Genomic DNA, 18,250 nt, shown 5'->3' with positions numbered 1-18,250 from the left:
GCCTCATGAACCGTCCTATTGGACTCGCCAATCGGCAAGTTTTCATTTATTGGGCTGCACTCTGAGGTGTAAGTGCGTCTTTTAAGTCTTTGTCATTAATCTTTACATTAGCGTCTTTTAATTCACGTTCCATGGCTTTATTAATCACATCGGTAGTTAACTTTTGAGATTTTACTTGATATTCAATATCTTTTTTCATTTCATCATAGGATTTTTTCTCTTTTTTATCAGTAACCTGAATAATATGGTAACCGAATTGAGTTTTTACTGGAGCACTGATTTCATTAACTTTTAGGGCATAGGCAGCCTTTTCAAAATCAGGATCCATTTTTCCAGCTCCAAACCAGCCTAAATCGCCGCCATTTTGGGCAGAAGCTTTATCAGTTGAGTATTCTTTTGCCACATCTTCGAATTTTGCTCCGCCATCAAGCTTTTGTTTTACAGTGTTTGCTGTTGCTTCATCGGCAACGAGAATATGACGTGCCTTAATTTCAGGCTGATAATTATCATAGTAATCCTTTAATTCTTTATCGGTTACTTTAATGTCTTTCATCGCCGCTTTTTCCTGCAGCATACCAAGCTTCATTGTTTTCTTTAGGTCGGCTTCACTTTTATAACCATATTGGGCCAAGGTCATTTCAAAGTTTGAGCCAAGGTCCTCTTTGATTTGATTAATTTTGTCATCTAATTCTTTGTCGGTTACTTTGTACTTTTTAGAAAGAACCTTTTCATAGACAAGCTGCTGTAATGCCTGATTGCCGAATTTATCCTTCATTGCCTTGTAAAGATCCTCTTGTGTTACATCCCCAGCTTTGCTCTCTGCAACCGTTTCCGAACCATTTTGATTACATGCACTTAAGGCAAGAATTGAGCTTGCAAGCGTTAGGGCCATTATCCATTTTTTCATGATGAATCTCTCCTAAATAGTAAATTCTTATGGGTTTTTGTCCACATCCTTAACTATAACATAAATGGCAACTCCTGCAAAAAATTAAAAGGATTATCATTTTAAAAAATTCACCAAGCCCAAACTGGTCTTTACCCAAAAAATAAGATAAGAGCCTAGTCAATTGGCGATTGTTTGAATAGTATATCGTAGATTACGAAAGGAGGAATAAATATGACTGGTGGAGCAGGTTACGGAGCAGGCTTTGCGTTAATCGTTGTTCTATTCATTTTATTGATTATCGTTGGTGCTGCTTGGGTAATTTAAGCATAAGTAAAAAGCGATGAGAGACACCTCATCGCTTGTTTTTTACTTATACACTATGTATACAAAATTTCCAAATAGGAAGAAATTAATAAAATGGTAACGAGAACATTAATCGTACGAAACACCTTGTGCTGACGTTCTTCCGGAATTTCTTTTTGAATACATAATGAACTGGTCATTTTATTTACATAAAACAAAATAAAAATGGCAAAGACGATAAAAATGGAGATCATAAGAAATCCCTCCCCCCAGATACTGTTCCATTTTACCTTACCAAATAATTTATTAAAAAGATAGTCAAAAAGAATGGAAGGTTCTTAGATTTTGATGCCAAATAAGTAATACTGAAATACGTTTATCCAAGTCCCAAAAAGGTGAATAATATGGAAAAAGGGGGCCTTTTCATGGATAAATATGAAATGCTGGCAGAAAAAATAAATATGCTTGAATTTCATCAAAAGCTGTTATTAGAGGTAGTGGATCATCCATCCAAGAAGTTCACTCGACTGATCATTGAATCCGGCCTTTCCGAATCAGAAGTGAATCATTTTTATTCCATATGTGATAAACTGAGCAAAAAATTGGAAGAACAAAAAGCGGAAGGGTACGTATACTTTCATCCGCTTTTTGATGAGCTTTCGATCTCAATGCCAGACAAACTGGATATCGGACAAACCATCAAAGCATGTCTATCACAGAATCTATACAAATCACTTTTTCAGGAATTTGAAAAAGTGATTGAGCCTAGTTAGGCAAGTTCTTGTTCTTTTTCTTCTGATTTTTTTAGCTTCCCGTCTTCTTCCACAAACTTACTTTCAAGATTATGGAAGGAACGTTCAAAAATCTCCATGAAGTCCTGTCCATAAATATTCCGGATAATCGCCATCATTTCAATGATGTCCGGAAATTTCCCGTATAATTCCCTTAAAGGCAGTGCTCCGGTAAATGCTGAGTAGGCATTTGGATCATAGGTTTCCATTAACTGCAGGAGAATGTTTTCACCCTCTGGTGTCAATTGAATATACGTATTCCGTTTGTCATTTTCCTTTTTAGAAAATTTCAGCAAGCCTCGTTCTTCTAATTTTTTTGAAAAATTAAAAGCTGTTGAGACATGCATGACACCAAACTTGGCTACATCGGAAATAGATGCACCGTTCAAATGGTAGGCAATCCAAAGAATGTGGTGTTCATTGATATTTAAATCATAAGGTTTTATCCATTGCTGCCAGTCTTTTTCAATTGATTTCCATAACGCCTTGCTTAATTGCGCAATTCTTTGACTAAAAATCATTGCTTCCTTCGCCGAATATTGTTTCTCCGTCATCTCCATTTTCACCTACTTTATTATTACTCTATTTTCATTATGCCAATAAAATAAAAATTAATAAAGAAAAAATTCACAAAATTTTTAGAAATTACGATAATTTTATATTGAAATTAAAATTGTTTAAAAGATTTCTATTTCATTATAATTGATTAATAAGAAAAATGGAAACTTTTTGAATATTTTCGTTAAAAATTTAATTTACTTATATAGTGTTACTAAATTTTTCATAGGTATGGACAGAAAAACATATAAATAGTTACAACATCAATTGAAAATTGGAATCCTGCAGGGGGATCTTACTATGAAAAGTGCAGCTATCATGTTTTTTGTTCTAAGTGCCATTTTTTTCATGGGTACAGGTAAGTTCGTCATTGATTTAACGAGACCAGGTGTATATCCGCCTAAACAAATAATAAAGAAAAGGGCAGCTGTCTGCGCTAGCGGCGGGGGAATCTTTTTAGTATTAGCCTTATTGTTTACCTATTTTTTCTAAAGTGAATTTAAGAAAAGAACCCTTAAGGGTTCTTTTCTTAACGTACCTGTCATTACTTTTCAATGACGGAAACAGTTGATGATTTAGTTCTTTTAGCAATCGATTGCGCGATTGGGTACAAGATAACCATTGTGACAGTATTGATGGCAGCAGCAGGTAAGACAGCTACGCCAAACAGCGCTGCAAATGGACCAGGCAGACCTACCAAGAAATAGGCAGATGTTAAAAAGACTGTTCCGGACACGATCGTTCCAATCGCTGTTAAAGCACCAACACTTACAATAGAATTGCGGTATTTTTTTAATGCTAAAAATAAACCGAAGAAGACTAATGCAGTGACGGGCTTATCAATGATATTTGGAAATTGCCCACCAGGGAACTGAGTAGTGATAGCGGATAATACTCCTGTTACAATCGCCAAAAGCATAACGCTTTTGATTTCCGGAATAAGAATAATTCCTAAGAACATCATCGCCAACATCATATCAGGTTTAATCGTTAGGAATGCCGGCATTACCGCGTGCAGCACAAATCCAATCGCCGCTAAAAGTGCTAAAATGACAAGGTTTTTTGTTTTCATTTCTCATCTCTCCTCTGCTCTTCTAAAGCTTTTTCCTTCCTGCAGTGCACTCATTGCCTGCAGCGAAGAAGTTATACACATTATAGCATATTACGATAATAATAATAAAGAAATAATTTTCAGATAACTTCCGGTACGGGCCTATAATTTCTTGGCAATATTGGCCGCCATTTCCTGGAGCATTTGTGGTGTATAGTCACTTTGATTATTTTTCCAGACTACACCAAGGCCATCTCCTTTGCCATAACGAGGAATTAAATGCATGTGGTAATGAAAAACAGTTTGTCCAGCTAACTCGCCATTATTGTTAATGGAATTTAAACCGGCCGGTTCAAATTCCTGTTTTAAAGCGTTGGCAATGGCAGGGACCACTTCGAAAAGGTTTCTGGCGATTTCGGGCGTCAGTTCAAAGACATTTTCTTTATGTATTTTTGGGATGACCAGTGTATGCCCTTTCGTCACTTGACTGATGTCCATAAAGGCTAGGACATGTTCATTTTCAAATACTTTTGCGGAAGGAATTTCACCATTAACAATTTTACAAAAAATACAATCGTTCATTTTTGGGACCAGCCTTTCATTATATTTTGTATATTTTACCATAGAATTCTTTCGCAAAAAAGAAAAGAGCAGGATTCGCTTAGAATCCCGCCCTCTCGAAGGGGAAATTGCTTCAAATTTGACGTTCAATAGGAGTGTTCTTTGATAAACACCTCATTTTACATTAGAGTGTTGTTATAAAGAAACATCATTGTTCAAGCTGACCATCCCCTATTTGTTTTTATCGGTTTTCTTACCTTTAAAAACGGACGATGTCTGCGACAAACACCTCATTTTCAGTTTTTTATCCAAAAACCTGGTGTTATTTGAACTCAAAATGGTTACCATGCACATTGTACAATACAACCATCCCCTTGTTTTGAAACGTTTTTAGAAGCTTCTGGGTTTGAAACGGATATTGTCTTTTGTAGACACCTCATTTCAAATGGTTGATGAATCACTTCATCAATTGAACTCCCCTTCGAATATTATGATGTCCGATTGAAAAGGAAATATACAAATAAAATTGAATTTCTATTTTTATTGAAAACGATTTGATAAAATAAAGGATAATCTAATGGGAAGGACTTAAAAAAATGTCTTTATTAACGATTGAAAATCTAGTTGGCGGTTACACAAGGAATCCGGTCTTAAAAGACGTTTCTTTTGAGGTGAACGAAAAAGAAATGGTTGGCCTAATTGGCTTGAATGGCGCAGGAAAGAGCACAACCATTAAGCATATCATCGGATTAATGGAACCACATCAAGGTGCCATAAAAATAAATGGACAAACCATCACAGATCATAAAGAGGCATATCGTAAAATGTTTACGTTTGTTCCGGAAACACCAATTTTATATGAAGAATTAACATTGGAGGAGCATTTACGCTTAACGGCGATGGCTTATGGACTTTCTGAAACGGACTATAAAGCCCGCGTTTCTCCATTGCTCACTGAATTTCGGATGGAGAAGCGCCTAAAGTGGTTTCCAGCTCATTTTTCTAAAGGGATGAAGCAAAAGGTAATGATTATGTGTGCGTTTCTTGTGCAGCCATCCCTCTACATCGTAGACGAGCCGTTTGTCGGCCTCGACCCGCTCGGTATCCAATCATTGCTCGATTTAATGAAGAAAATGAAAGAAAATGGGGCGGGAATCTTAATGTCGACCCATATTCTAGCTACTGCAGAAAAATATTGCGACCGGTTTGTTATTTTGCATGAAGGGAAAATTCGGGCAAAAGGGACACTTTCAGAGCTTAGGGAGCTATTTTCGATGCCGGCCGCGTCATTAGATGACATCTATATTCAGTTAACAAAGGAAGAAAATTATGTTTAATGCGGTGAAACTTTGGAAGGAACGGGCAGGCCGGCGTGTTAAGGATTTGAGCACGTATCTTCGCTATATTTTCAATGGCCATCTTGTCATTGTTTTATTGTTTCTGATTGGCAGCGGTGCTTATTATTATCAGGAGTGGATTAAAACTTTATCTACTGATTTTCCTGCGGAAATCATTCTCGCCCTGTTTATCAGTTTTTTCTTAACGTACAGCCCAGTTTATAATTTTTTATTGGAAGCGGATAAGGTATTTTTACTTCCGTTAGAAGATAAATTAAAAGGGTATTTTCTTCGTTCCGGATTCGTGAGCTTTGTCTTTCAAGGCTACATACTGTTAATCATTTTTGCTGTTCTAATGCCAATGTATGCCCATATAAGCAGCACTGGCTTCCGCTTGTTTTTGCCGTTTCTCATTGTTCTTTTTATCATCAAGGGATGGAATCTATTAGTCGGCTGGCGGATTTCTTATTTTGTTCAGACATCAGTACATAGATGGGATCTGACCGTGAGATATTTCATTAATCTCTCACTAACCTATCTGCTGTTTAAACAGGCAAATTTTGTGGTCCTTTTGGTAATTGCTTTGATTATGGTCTTGTATTATTTCTTTTTCCATAACAAAACAAAAGTCCTAGGGTTAAAATGGGATTTATTAATTGACCAGGAAGAAAAAAGAATGGCTTCCTTTTATCGGCTTGCGAATATGTTTACAGATGTGCCGAAACTAAAGGATACGGTAAAAAGAAGAAAATGGCTGGATTTCCTCTTGGGGGGGGGGCCCTTTTCGCAAGAAAAAACGTATCTCTATTTGTATGCAAGGACTTTTTTGCGGTCATCGGATTATCTCGGACTGTTTTTCCGCTTAACGGTTATTGGCATACTAGGGATTTATTTCATTTCGTTTGGATTGGGACAAATTCTCATCAGTATTTTGTTTTTATATTTAACTGGATTTCAACTGCTTCCGCTTATCCATCACCACCAAAACAAGCTGTGGGTCGACCTTTATCCGGTTGCTGAAAAACACAAGCGTGACGCTTTTCATTTATTGCTGATGGTCATTTTAACAATTGAAAACATTGCTTTTGCCTTGTTTATTTTTCTAAAGGGAGAAATGTACCTGGCATTATTGGAGCTTGCCGGAGGCTTATTGTTTAACTTCTTATTTGTTTATTTTTACAGTAAAAATAGAATGAAGGATAAAATGAACCCTCTTTGAGTTTAGGCAAAGAGGGTTTTTTTGAAACCAAATAGCTGATTCTTACGCATTTACGCATAAAATTAGTATGGTGAGGTGAGGTTTTATGAACGATTATGAATTAAAGGTATATGATGAAGTTCAAGATTGGAAACGAAAATTGACGAGACGGTCAGGAATGATGAATAGGATCTCCAAGAAGGCGCAAGGGAAAATCAATGAAATCATCCCCGAAAAAGTTCATGAAGTCATGACGGATAGCATTAAAACAATGGTAAAGGCTACTTTATTTGGTTCGCAGATGACCATCAACAGAAACGCCGCAGAAGGGTTAACTCTTGAAGAAAGAGATGAATTAGTCCGCAAGAAAATTTCCACCTACCAAAAAACAGCGATGGTGGAGGGGGCCGGCACTGGTGCGGGTGGGATTTTGCTGGGGCTGGCAGACTTCCCGTTGCTATTAACCATCAAGATGAAGTTTCTATTTGATGCAGCATCCGTTTACGGCTTCAATACAAAGGAATATGCGGAAAGGTTATTTATTCTTCATGTCTTTCAGCTTGCTTTTTCAAGCGATGAAATCCGCAGAAATACGTTAGCTGAGATTGAAAACTGGGAGGAGCGAAAGCAGGTTCTTGTGGAGATGGATTGGCGGAAGTTCCAGCAGGAATACCGGGATTATATTGATTTTGTCAAAATGCTTCAGCTTGTTCCGGGGATCGGCGCCTTTGTTGGGGCATACGCCAATAACAACTTAATGAAAACATTAGGCCAAACGGCGATGAACGCTTATCGGTTAAGAATTTTGCAAAAAGCCCCTGAGCTTTAAATAAGCTTCAGGGGTTCAGATTGTCGAAAAAGGATATTTTCTCGGCATTTTTTTTATTTTATCCAAACCTAATTACCAAACTTTTGTTGTTTATCCCTGCTAACTGGCCTGTTGATTTCCGCTCCGGGCAGCGGGGAGCTCCTGGAGCCTCCTCGGCGCTAAAAGCGCCTGCGGGGTCTCCAGTGACCTCTGTATCCCGCAGGAGTCGAGTGCCCTCCGCTCCAATCAACAGGGAGGGAAATTAACCTAATTGTTGCAACACACATTTCCTTGATAAGTGTTTTGCAATCTTTTTCATATTCTGGCAGGTTGCAGTAATGTCCTTTCAGAAAGAATACCAAAAAAATACCCAATAAACATCATTTTAAAAGAGTGAGGAGAACGGATGGGCGCCATTGCCGTCACTATAAAAAGGACGGAACTTTTTCAAGAAACGAGAAATCAATATATTTGTCAATCAAGAAAAACAAATCCATATTCACTTTGGCTATACTCTTTTGGATTAAACATTATATTCACCACTTATTTTATTGGAGTTGAAGAACTTAATTGAATACACCTGTTGATTGGCGCGGAAGGCACGAAGACTCCTGCGGGAGTACGGAACAGGGGAGACCCCGCAGGCGCCTACGGCGCCGAGGAGGCTCCCCGTACCGCCCGCGGAAAGCGAAGTGCCTGGAGCGCCAAGCAACAGACTTGTTGAAAAGCCTTATATTAATAATGTAATAACAAATTAACGCGGTGAATCAATAAAGAAAATGAGTAAAATATAAGGCTGTCGTTAGTTACTCGAAAGCCTGAACCCCTGAGCATTAAATAAAGTTCAGGGGTTTTTTCTTTTGCTAATAAGAAGGTATAAATTCAACTACGTCTCTGTCTCCGTCCTAACGGACTCGCCAATTGACGAGTTTTCATTTATTCGTTATGCACCTTTATGGCTGCTGTTCCCAATGTCTTGGCAGCAATCAGCATGGCTTTTTCATCGATATCAAATCGTGGATGGTGATGCGGGTAAGCAGCATCATCTGGTTCCGGCTTTGCTCCGGTGTAGAAGAAGGTTCCCGGCACCTTTTGCAAATAATAGGCAAAATCTTCTCCGCCCATGTCCGGTTCGGTCTCTTCCACGATTTTTACTTCTGCTGCAAGGTGAGCACAGGCAGCCAGGAATTCCGTTTCCTTGGCATGATTCACCACTGGCGGATAGCCGCGAAAATACTTATAGTCGTAAGTGCTGCCTGACATATAACAGGTGCCGTGGACAATTCGTTCGATTTCTTCTTCAATAAAGCTTCTAAGCTCCTCATTGAAGGTCCGCACAGTCCCGATAAGCTTTGCTTTATCGGCAATGACATTGAAGGCATTTTGGGCAGTAAATGATCCAATGGAGACAACAGCAGAATCAATCGGATTAACCCTGCGGCTGACAATTTGCTGAAGATTTAAGACAAGCTGGGAGGCTGTCACGATTGCATCTTTTGTAGTATGAGGCTGTGCGCCATGCCCGCCTTTGCCTTGAATTTCAATTTCAAACCGGTCAGCAGCTGCCATAATAGGGCCAGTTCGATATTGAATTGTACCAGTTGGCACGCTTGCCCATAAGTGGGTGCCAAAGATAACATCCACACCTTCCAAGCAGCCATCCTCAATCATCGAAATGGCACCACCTGGGGCATATTCCTCGGCATGCTGGTGAATAAACACATAGGTTCCTTCGAGATTGTCCTTAAGTTCATTCAATGCTTTGGCAAGGAGCAGGAGAGTGGCGGTGTGCCCATCATGTCCGCAAGCATGCATAACTCCTGGCACTGTTGATTTATATGGGACATCCTTTTCATCCTGAATTGGCAGGGCATCAAAATCAGCTCGCAATGCCACGGTTTTACCCGGCTTTTTACCATAAACCTTTGCCACTACACCGTTTCCGCCGACATTGCTGTTCACTTCAATTTCAAGTTTTTCATAAAAGGAAACAATAAATTTGGCCGTTTCGTATTCTTGAAAGGATAGTTCTGGATGCTGGTGAAGATGTCGGCGAATGGAGACCATTTCCGCATAGGAATTTTCTAATTTGGCAAACAATTCATCTAACATATGTAAATCCCCCTCTCAGTCTTTACTAGGCTAATAAGAAAGTATGAACTTTCTGTAGAAAGCTTTATACTTTCTTAACGCATAAGTGCAACTACGCCTTCTGTCTTCGCCCTTAGGGCTCGACAATCAGCGAGTTTTCTTTAGAAATAAATAATCTATTTTTCATACTATTTTAACATTTATATAAGATATGGAACAAATAGAAGAGGCTGAAGATTTTCAGCCCCATTTAGAGATTTAGATTAGAAACATTGCTGCTATCGTGGTCACCACAAGGCCAATCAAGACCGGAACGAGATTTCGCCGTGCCAGTTCGAAGGGGTCAACATTACAAATTGCTGCAGCTGGGATGAGGGCCCAAGGGACAAGGGTTCCACCGCCAACCCAGATTGCAGCGATTTGACCTAGCGCAGTCAGGGTAGCCGCACCTTTTCCAATTGCGACGGCAAAAAGAGCAGCAACTGAACCGGCTAGTGAGATACCGGAAAATCCTGAGCCGTCAAGTCCGGTAATGGCACCAACAGCAGTCAGAGTAACGGCTCCAACCGCCTTGCTTAACGGAACGATGTTAGCTAGTGCCAGTCCTAGATCGTTGACTATTCCTTGAGAGGCTTTCGGCAGATATTCTCCAATGATTTTTGTAAAGCCGGCATCTCCCAAGTAGAAGAAAGCGGCAATTGGAATGACTGGACCAAAGACTTTAAAACCAAATTGGAAGCCCTCAATCAAGTAATTAGTTGTTTTTTCAAGACCTTCATTTTTAAAACTTGTCAATGAGATTAACAGAAGAATTAAAATCGAGGTTCCGCCAATCAAAGCTGTTGCATCTCCCCCGGTTAAATCAAGGATTGTCATAGCAGCAACGTCAGCGGCAAATAATAAAGGAACTATTATGGCAAAGAATCGTTTTTGGGAGAGAGAAAGCAGCCCCGGCTGTATGGTTTCAGCTTCAGAAGCGGAGATAATTGATGTATCGGCCTTGAGAATTCCCCGCTTCATGTCACGGCGCAGGAAGTAAAAGGCCGCAATCGTTGTCACAATACCCATGATAAATACTAAAGGAATGCTGGCATCAATGACATCTTGGATGGGGATCCCGGCAGCATCAGATGTAAGTTTTGGTGCAGCTTGAATGACAAAATCCCCCGATAAAGCAATTCCGTGCCCGAACAGGTTCATGGCCATGGCAACACCTAGCGCCGGCAAGCCTGCTCTAATCGCTACCGGGAGGAGAACAGCACCAAGCAGGGCTACGGCAGGGGATGGCCAAAAGAACCAGGAGATGACCATCATTAAAATTCCGATTGTCCAGTATGCTAATGCCGGGTTGCGAATCAGCTTCCGAAAAGGCGAAATCATCACATCATTGATCCCTGTTGTGGTTAACGTATGGCTCATCGCCACAATGATGGAGATGACAAGGATGGTTGACAATAATTCTGTTATCGCATAAGCAAAACTATTAAAAATGCTGCTTATCGCATGACTTAAACTGCCTGTAGCGATAAGACCAATTAAGAAAATACCGGCAATGCAGACAATCGTCGTGTCTCGTCTCATGACCATAAAACCAATAATCAGTGCAATAAAGACGACATATATCCAATGAAGAGCAGTAAGCTCCACGAGCATAAAATTAACCTCCTTTCTTTCATCCATGGACTTTTCATAATAGGTATCTGCCCGGCTGGATGTAATACAGAATATGAAATTGCTTAAAAGAGGTGAGCGGGGGAAAAACAAATTTTTAAACCGTGGAAAGGAAAAAGGAATGGCTTTAGATTCTCCATTCCTTTTGAAAAATTAATCTTCAATTGTGTAGCTGCTGATATAGGGTGCACTTTCGAATATGTTTGGAAGATCGTCATTCTCGGGATTGTTTTTATCCCCTTCAAGAAATGAATTCGTGACATGCCAATCTTCAAAAGATTTTTCATCGGTCCACACGATCATAATTACATATGTATTTGAGGCCAAGGGGCGGAGCCCGCGAAGGGCGATAAAACCAGGTGTGCCTTCCAGTTTCCTGCTTTCATTTTTTAGGTGATGTTCAAATATTGGGTGGCCTTCAGGTGTAACGGGAATATTTTTCATTACAACAAACCCTTCGCCACTCATTACTCCGATTGATTCAAAGACTTCATATTTCCTTGGTTCATTAAAAACGGTTTTTCCGGCAGTTTCATGGAATAATAATGCTCCATTTGCGCTGCTCATCATAATAATTTTTTCAGCGGGATATTTCACTTTAATCGTTTTTAAAAAATCGAGCGTTCCACTGGTAATATAAACGGTCATTTTCAAATCCCCCCATAAAATAATCTTAAGTAATAGCTTATGCAAAAACTATTTTCTTATTTAAACTCATTTTCAAACGTAAAAATCGACTTTTTTTTGACAAAAGTAATCGTTTGCTATGCAGAGGAGGAAATTATCGATATAGTGAAGACAACTGTGTATGAAAGAAAGTTTTTAAAATCCTGTTCTATATATTAAAATGGAAAACAGAATGTCTTGAAAGGTGGACTTATTTTTATGGCAAAGCCTATTAATGAAACATTTTTAAAAGCAGCTCGGGGAGAGAAGACGGATTATGTTCCAGTTTGGTACATGCGCCAGGCAGGACGTTCACAGCCGGAGTACCGGGAAATTAAAGAAAAATACTCTCTATTTGAAATTACTCATCAGCCGGAATTGTGTGCTTATGTCACCCGCCTGCCTGTTGAACAATATAATGTTGATGCCGCGATCTTGTACAAGGATATCATGACACCGCTTCCTGCCATTGGGATGAATGTGGAAATCAAAGGCGGCATCGGTCCAGTCATTGATAATCCAATTTGTTCGCTTGCGGATGTGGAAAAACTAGGGGAATTGAATCCTGAAGAAGATATTCCTTATGTCATCGATACGATTAAATTATTGACAGAGGAACAATTATCCGTGCCGTTAATCGGATTTTCCGGTGCCCCATTTACGCTTGCCAGTTATATGATCGAAGGCGGCCCTTCAAAAAACTATAATAAGACAAAAGCGTTTATGTACGCTGAGCCGAAGGCCTGGTTTGCTTTGATGGATAAACTAGGCGATATGGTCATTACATACGTAAAAGCGCAAATCAAAGCCGGAGCACGCGCTATTCAAATTTTTGATTCTTGGGTTGGCGCTGTAAATGTAGAGGATTACCGTTATTTTATTAAACCAGTCATGAACCGGATTTTTGCTTCATTAAGAGAAGAGAATGTTCCATTAATCATGTTCGGTGTCGGCGCAAGCCACCTGGCATTGGAATGGAATGACCTGCCGCTAGATGTTGTTGGGCTTGATTGGCGTTTGCCAATCCGCCAAGCACGGGAAATGGGTATTCATAAAACAGTCCAGGGAAATCTTGATCCAGCGATCCTTCTGGCTCCATGGGAAGTAATTGAAGAGAGGGCAAAAGCTATCTTAGATCAGGGAATGGAGCAAGGCGGCTATATCTTTAATTTAGGCCACGGGGTATTCCCGTCTGTTAATCCGGAAAACCTGAAAAAACTTACGGCTTTTATTCATGAATATTCAGCAGCGAAAAACGGCAGATAACCTGTTGAATTAAGCTTTTTATTGGTATTAAGAGCAGATTTTTGGCAAAATAAAAAAGCTATTAAAAAGGGCCATAAGGGATGTCAGGTTGAGACTGTACAGGCCTTGTGGCCCTATCCCTAATTATAAATGGAATACGGAAAATTACATAAGAGGTGCAAACGATGACGAAAGAGAAAATGGGCTTGCTGGTGATGGCATACGGCACCCCCTATAATGCAGACGACCTGGAAAGATACTATACCCATATCCGGCATGGAAGAAAACCAACCCCGGAAATGATTGAGGACCTTCGTAACCGCTATGAAGCGATTGGCGGGATTTCTCCGCTTGCAAAAATCACTCTTGAACAAGGTGAAAAGCTGGAAGCATATTTAAATAAAATTCAGGATGAAGTTGAATTTAAAATGTATCTTGGATTAAAGCATATTGAGCCGTTTATTGAAGATGCAGTTAAACAGATGCATGACGATGGCATTAAAGAAGCTGTCAGTATCGTACTGGCCCCTCATTTTTCTACATTCAGCGTAAAATCCTACAATGGCAGAGCGGTTGAAGAGGCAGAAAAATTAGGTGGACTTACGATAAAAACGATTGAAAGCTGGTATCAGGAACCAAAGTTTATTTCATATTGGGCGGATAAGCTCAAACAAACTTTTGAACAAATGCCTGAAGAAGAAAAGAATCATGCGGTGCTTGTCGTTTCAGCTCATAGTCTGCCGGAAAAAATTCTTCAGTTTGGCGATCCATATCCAAAACAGCTGCAAGAAACTGCGGATTTAATTGCTGCTGAAGCAGGAGTAAAGAATTATGTGATTGGCTGGCAAAGTGCAGGAAATACGCCGGAGCCATGGTTAGGACCTGATGTTCAAGATTTAACGAGAGATTTATATCATAACAATCACTATAAGGCATTCGTCTATGCACCAGTCGGGTTTGTTTCGGACCACCTTGAGGTTCTATATGATAATGATTATGAATGTAAGGCTGTTACCCGTGAATTAGGTGTGAGCTACTATCGCCCGGAAATGCCTAATGCAAAGGAAGAATTCATTGATACATTGTCAACCGTCATCTTAAAGAAGTTAGCGGATTAGGAACGTGAAAATTTAATTTGAAGAAGGTGACGTCAGGTGGCAGAAGAAAAACAGAAGGTAATTATTATTGGTGGGGGAGCTGCCGGTTTGACCGCAGCCTATTATCTTCAAAAAGAAGTGAAGGAGAAAAATCTCCCGCTGGAGATTCAACTTATTGAAGCTTCACATCGACTCGGTGGAAAAATGCAGACCGTTGTAAGAGATGGTTTTACCATTGAAAGAGGTCCGGATTCCTTCTTGGCCAGAAAAACGAGTATCATCAGGCTGGCGAAGGAAGTTGGGATGGACGATCAATTAGTACCAAACTCAACGGGAAAATCCTATGTTTTGGTAAATGAAAAGCTCCATTCCATGCCAGGCGGGTCGATTATGGGAATCCCGACCGAAGTTGGGCCGTTTATGACAACAGGCTTATTTTCCATTCCAGGGAAGCTGAGAGCAGCGGCCGATTTAATATTGCCCCGCTCTGAAAGTGGAAAAGACCAAGCATTAGGCCATTTTTTTAGAAGACGGTTGGGCGATGAAGTGGTCGAGAACTTAATTGAACCGCTGCTTTCGGGAATTTACGCAGGCGATATCGATCAAATGAGTTTGATGGCCACCTTTCCGCAATTTTATGAAGTGGAACAGAAACACCGCAGCCTGATATTGGGGATGAAAAAATCAACTCCGGTGCAGCCAATACAGCAAGGTGATAAAGGGAAATCAAAAAAAGGCGGATTCCTCACCTTTAAAACAGGCTTACAATCGTTTGCTGAAGCGATTGAAGCGAAACTAGATGCCAACTCGGTTTTAAAAGGGCATCGGGTGGAGAACATCGCTCGGGTAAATAATAAATATGAGGTTTATCTAAACAATGGGGAATGCTTGACAGCCGATAGTATTATTGCTGCTACACCCCATAAAGTAACACAGGCGATGTTTTCTGATTATCGTTTTTTTGAACCTTTAAAATATGTTCCCTCGACTTCCGTTGCCACAGTTGCCTTGGCCTTCCCAGAAGCGGCCATAAATGAAGACATAGATGGGACTGGCTTTGTCGTTTCTAGAAACAGTGATTATACAATAACGGCCTGTACCTGGACACATAAAAAATGGGAGCATTCTACGCCAAAGGGGAAAGTTTTGCTCCGCTGTTATGTAGGCAGGGCCGGGGATGAAACGGTCGTCGACTTATCCGATGACCAAATCGTTAAAATAGTACTTGATGATTTAAACAAAATCATGCAAATTAATATGAGCCCTGATTTTGCCGTCATTTCCCGCTGGAACAACTCGATGCCTCAATATACAGTCGGGCATAAACAGCGGCTCACTTCAATTCTGGAGGCTATGAAACAAGAACTGCCGGGCGTATTTTTAGCCGGAGCATCCTATGGTGGTGTCGGTGTCCCGGATTGTATCGACCAAGGAGAAGCAGCCGTTAAAAATGTACTAGAGTATTTAAAAAACAAAGGAAGCTGAACTTAAAATCAGCTTCTTTTTTAATTTTTCTTGTCAACAAATTAAAAAGGGAGTATACTCATTAAGTGATTAATGACTGAAATGTTCATTTGGTCATTTTATTAGTGATTCATTTAGGATTGTCTGCTGGATAGTCCTTCTTTTTAGGATATAAATGACCGTATGAACAAATTAGTCAATAATAGAGAGGAGGATAAAATTGAAGTCAAACCTATTAAAGGCTGAACTATCAACTATTCTTAAAAATAGAAAAATCTTAATCCCGATCATTGCGGTCATGCTGGTCCCGGTGTTATATGCTGGCATGTTCCTTTGGGCATTTTGGGATCCATACGCCAAACTGGATAAGCTGCCTGTTGCCATAGTTAATGAAGATAAAGGGGCAACACTTGACGGAGAAAAGCTTAAGCTTGGCAATGACCTAGTGCGAAAACTGGAGAAAAGCAAGGAGTTTGGCTTTGAATCGGTTGGTAAAAGTGAGGGTTATAAAAAGCTCAAAGAACAAAAATATTATATGCTGATTGAAATTCCGAAGGATTTTTCGGAAAATGCGACCACATTAATGGACGACCAACCGAAAAAACTAAAATTAACCTATGTCCCAAACGAAGGCTATAACTTCCTATCTGCTCAAATTGGCGGTACGGCTGCAGAAAAAATAAAAACAGCAGTTTCTGAAAAGGTAACGGAAACGTATGCTGAGACTATTTTTTCCAAAATCACCGATCTAGCTGATGGAGTTCAACTGGCTAGTGATGGGGCCGGCAAGTTAAGCGATGGTTCGGTTGAATTAAATCAAGGATCGAAGGATCTTTACGAAGGTCTCACCACACTGGCAGAAAAATCCATCGAATTTGATGACGGCATGAAAACGGCGGATGCAGGATCGGATAAGCTTGCAGATGGCTCATCTAAGCTTAGCGCTGGTTTGTCTGAGGTGGATTCCAATCTTCCAAAGCTTGTTGCAGGAACAAAGGAGGCTTATGCGGGTGCTGCCCAATTAAAGCAGGAACTTCCTTCTGGAATTGCCAAAGAAATCAATAACCAATTGAGCGGCAGTGTCGTGGAATTAAATAATGGGATAAACAGTTTTGAATCCCAGTTATCCACGTCATTAATTGAACAAATGGCTGACCAGACTGCAGGGCAAATTTATCAACAAAAGCAAGCTTTGAATCAAATAGCTCAAAGCCTACTCTCAAGTGGGAAATTTACTCCGGCTGAAGTGCAAGGCATAATGGGGCCAATCATTGAAAATCAAACAAAGGCACTAGTCGCCAACGGTATCCCGGAACAGTACGCACAACAAATTATTCAGGCGGAAACAAAGGACCAAATCAAGGCAATCATGAAGCCAATTGTATCTGCCAAGCTGACCTCCAATTTGGGAGTGGGGTTTGATACGTTTAAATCAGAGTTGACTGGTAAACTTTCAGGAGCAACCTCAGGCCTGGAGCAAAAAATTGCCAGCCAAACAAACCCATACTTTGATCAATTGTTATCAGGAATCGGATCGATCAACCAAGGGCAGCAGGCCTTACAGGCAGGGGTCCATCAATTATATTTAGGCTCTAATGAGTTAAACGGCGGTGCGGGCAGTCTCTCAACAGGGATGAAGCAATTAACAGCTGGTGCCGATGCTATTGCCTCTGGTGCCGGACAGCTAGCAGATGGATCGGGGCAGTTAAAAGATGGAGCAGGCAAACTGTCTGCTGGTGCCAAGGAGCTGGCTGATAAATTGAAAGAGGGTTCTGATGATGCGGCAAAGGTCCACACAGATAACAAAACCTATGATATGATGGCTAAACCAGTAAAACTGGATAAGGAAAGTTTAAACACTGTACCAAACTATGGAACGGGGTTTGCGCCATACTTCCTATCATTGGGGTTATTTGTCGGTGCCTTATTATTATCCATCGTCTTCCCAATCAGGGATGCTGCCATCCGACCGGCGAACGGTTTTAATTGGTTTGCCAGCAAATTTGCCATTATGGCAGGGATCGGAATAATCCAGGCATTAATTGCTGATGCAATCCTTCTGTTTGGATTAAATCTTGAAGTTCAAAGTACGCCAAAGTTTATCTTGTTCTCGATTATTACAAGCTTAACTTTTATCGCGTTAATTCAACTGCTTGTATCGGTACTTGCTGATGCCGGGCGGTTTATTGCGATTATCATTTTGATTTTCCAATTAACAACAAGTGCAGGAACATTCCCACTTGAATTGATTCCTAATTTCTTGCAGCATTTTAATGCATTTCTGCCGATGACATATTCGGTGCAGGGCTTTAAAGCCGTGATTTCAAGCGGTGATTTCAGCTTTATGTGGGAAAATGCCCTCATTTTATTTGGCTTTATTTTCGGCTTCTGCGTATTGTCAATTGCCAACTATGCGATAAGGATGAAGCATCAATTTAAATTAGGACATGAATAAACTTCAAAGACCAGCCTTCAACATTGATACGGCTGGTCTTTTCGTGTATGAATATAGTAAAGAAC

The 18,250-nt window shown here is 40.2% G+C and carries 18 protein-coding genes; 10 read left to right on the top strand and 8 right to left on the bottom strand.

What is annotated here, in order from left to right; all coding sequences use genetic code 11:
* Positions 1 to 46 precede the first annotated feature (46 nt).
* On the bottom strand, positions 47 to 907 hold the full coding sequence (locus tag KHA99_RS07105) for a peptidylprolyl isomerase (protein WP_213116690.1): 861 nt from the start codon (positions 905 to 907) through the stop codon (positions 47 to 49).
* 213 nt (positions 908 to 1,120) lie between these two features.
* Here KHA99_RS07105 and KHA99_RS07100 point away from each other — a divergent pair, with 213 nt between their 5' ends.
* Positions 1,121 to 1,213 carry a YjcZ family sporulation protein gene (locus KHA99_RS07100; RefSeq protein ID WP_213116689.1) on the top strand — a complete coding sequence of 31 codons (93 nt, stop codon included), beginning with the start codon at positions 1,121 to 1,123 and terminating at the stop codon, positions 1,211 to 1,213.
* Positions 1,214 to 1,266: 53 nt separating this feature from the next.
* Here the strand turns inward: KHA99_RS07100 and KHA99_RS07095 are convergent, their stop codons facing one another.
* Positions 1,267 to 1,446, bottom strand: a complete 180-nt coding sequence (locus KHA99_RS07095) for a hypothetical protein (protein ID WP_213116688.1) — start codon at positions 1,444 to 1,446, stop codon at positions 1,267 to 1,269.
* A 171-nt stretch (positions 1,447 to 1,617) separates the two neighbouring features.
* On the opposite strand from KHA99_RS07095, the gene KHA99_RS07090 reads away from it, so the two are divergent.
* Complete coding sequence (locus tag KHA99_RS07090) at positions 1,618 to 1,965, top strand: DUF1878 family protein (RefSeq protein ID WP_213116687.1); 348 nt, start codon at positions 1,618 to 1,620, stop codon at positions 1,963 to 1,965.
* Here the strand turns inward: KHA99_RS07090 and KHA99_RS07085 are convergent.
* Complete coding sequence (locus KHA99_RS07085; RefSeq protein WP_213116686.1) at positions 1,962 to 2,537, bottom strand: HTH-type transcriptional regulator Hpr; 576 nt, start codon at positions 2,535 to 2,537, stop codon at positions 1,962 to 1,964. The two genes, KHA99_RS07090 and KHA99_RS07085, sit on opposite strands and share 4 nt — an antisense overlap.
* Before the next feature lie 304 nt (positions 2,538 to 2,841).
* Between KHA99_RS07085 and yhzF the strand changes: the two genes are divergently transcribed.
* Positions 2,842 to 3,033, top strand: a complete 192-nt coding sequence (gene yhzF / locus KHA99_RS07080; RefSeq protein WP_213116685.1) for a membrane protein YhzF — start codon at positions 2,842 to 2,844, stop codon at positions 3,031 to 3,033.
* Between the two features lie 52 nt (positions 3,034 to 3,085).
* Here the strand turns inward: yhzF and KHA99_RS07075 are convergent, their stop codons facing one another.
* Together KHA99_RS07075 and KHA99_RS07070 are read right to left on the bottom strand one after the other, a co-directional pair.
* On the bottom strand, positions 3,086 to 3,613 hold the full coding sequence (locus KHA99_RS07075) for a tryptophan transporter (RefSeq protein WP_213116684.1): 528 nt from the start codon (positions 3,611 to 3,613) through the stop codon (positions 3,086 to 3,088).
* 141 nt (positions 3,614 to 3,754) lie between these two features.
* Positions 3,755 to 4,174 carry an HIT family protein gene (locus KHA99_RS07070; RefSeq protein ID WP_213116683.1) on the bottom strand — a complete coding sequence of 140 codons (420 nt, stop codon included), beginning with the start codon at positions 4,172 to 4,174 and terminating at the stop codon, positions 3,755 to 3,757.
* A 575-nt stretch (positions 4,175 to 4,749) separates the two neighbouring features.
* Here KHA99_RS07070 and KHA99_RS07065 point away from each other — a divergent pair.
* The 3 genes from KHA99_RS07065 to KHA99_RS07055 all read left to right on the top strand — a co-directional run bounded on the left by KHA99_RS07065 (position 4,750) and on the right by KHA99_RS07055 (position 7,517).
* A complete protein-coding gene (locus tag KHA99_RS07065) occupies positions 4,750 to 5,490 on the top strand; it encodes an ABC transporter ATP-binding protein (RefSeq protein ID WP_213116682.1) in 741 nt (246 codons plus the stop codon).
* On the top strand, positions 5,483 to 6,709 hold the full coding sequence (locus KHA99_RS07060) for an ABC transporter permease (RefSeq protein WP_213116681.1): 1,227 nt from the start codon (positions 5,483 to 5,485) through the stop codon (positions 6,707 to 6,709). The genes KHA99_RS07065 and KHA99_RS07060 overlap by 8 nt, the downstream gene beginning before the upstream one ends.
* A gap of 85 nt (positions 6,710 to 6,794) precedes the next feature.
* Positions 6,795 to 7,517 carry an EcsC family protein gene (locus KHA99_RS07055; RefSeq protein WP_213116680.1) on the top strand — a complete coding sequence of 241 codons (723 nt, stop codon included), beginning with the start codon at positions 6,795 to 6,797 and terminating at the stop codon, positions 7,515 to 7,517.
* A gap of 915 nt (positions 7,518 to 8,432) precedes the next feature.
* On the opposite strand, the gene KHA99_RS07050 is transcribed toward KHA99_RS07055, so the two are convergent.
* The 3 genes from KHA99_RS07050 to KHA99_RS07040 form a co-directional block, all read right to left on the bottom strand.
* Complete coding sequence (locus KHA99_RS07050) at positions 8,433 to 9,608, bottom strand: M20 family metallopeptidase (RefSeq protein ID WP_213116679.1); 1,176 nt, start codon at positions 9,606 to 9,608, stop codon at positions 8,433 to 8,435.
* 237 nt (positions 9,609 to 9,845) lie between these two features.
* Complete coding sequence (locus KHA99_RS07045) at positions 9,846 to 11,240, bottom strand: hypothetical protein (RefSeq protein ID WP_213116678.1); 1,395 nt, start codon at positions 11,238 to 11,240, stop codon at positions 9,846 to 9,848.
* Between the two features lie 171 nt (positions 11,241 to 11,411).
* Complete coding sequence (locus KHA99_RS07040) at positions 11,412 to 11,906, bottom strand: antibiotic biosynthesis monooxygenase family protein (RefSeq protein WP_213116677.1); 495 nt, start codon at positions 11,904 to 11,906, stop codon at positions 11,412 to 11,414.
* Between the two features lie 237 nt (positions 11,907 to 12,143).
* Here KHA99_RS07040 and hemE point away from each other — a divergent pair, with 237 nt between their 5' ends.
* The 4 genes from hemE to KHA99_RS07020 all read left to right on the top strand — a co-directional run bounded on the left by hemE (position 12,144) and on the right by KHA99_RS07020 (position 18,185).
* Positions 12,144 to 13,190 (top strand): uroporphyrinogen decarboxylase, encoded by a 1,047-nt coding sequence (hemE, locus tag KHA99_RS07035; RefSeq protein WP_213116676.1) that lies wholly within the window; start codon positions 12,144 to 12,146, stop codon positions 13,188 to 13,190.
* Positions 13,191 to 13,354: 164 nt separating this feature from the next.
* Entirely contained in the window at positions 13,355 to 14,287 is a 933-nt protein-coding gene (hemH, locus tag KHA99_RS07030; protein WP_213116675.1) for a ferrochelatase, read from the top strand.
* A 36-nt stretch (positions 14,288 to 14,323) separates the two neighbouring features.
* On the top strand, positions 14,324 to 15,751 hold the full coding sequence (hemY, locus tag KHA99_RS07025; protein ID WP_213116674.1) for a protoporphyrinogen oxidase: 1,428 nt from the start codon (positions 14,324 to 14,326) through the stop codon (positions 15,749 to 15,751).
* A 199-nt stretch (positions 15,752 to 15,950) separates the two neighbouring features.
* Positions 15,951 to 18,185: a YhgE/Pip domain-containing protein gene (locus KHA99_RS07020; RefSeq protein WP_213116673.1), complete on the top strand. Its 2,235-nt coding sequence runs from the start codon at positions 15,951 to 15,953 to the stop codon at positions 18,183 to 18,185.
* Positions 18,186 to 18,250: the final 65 nt, after the last annotated feature.

The organism is Neobacillus rhizophilus (assembly GCF_018343535.1).
GTDB classification, from domain to species: Bacteria; Bacillota; Bacilli; order Bacillales; family Cytobacillaceae; genus Neobacillus; species Neobacillus rhizophilus.
This window is presented reverse-complemented; position numbering and strand designations above follow the sequence as displayed.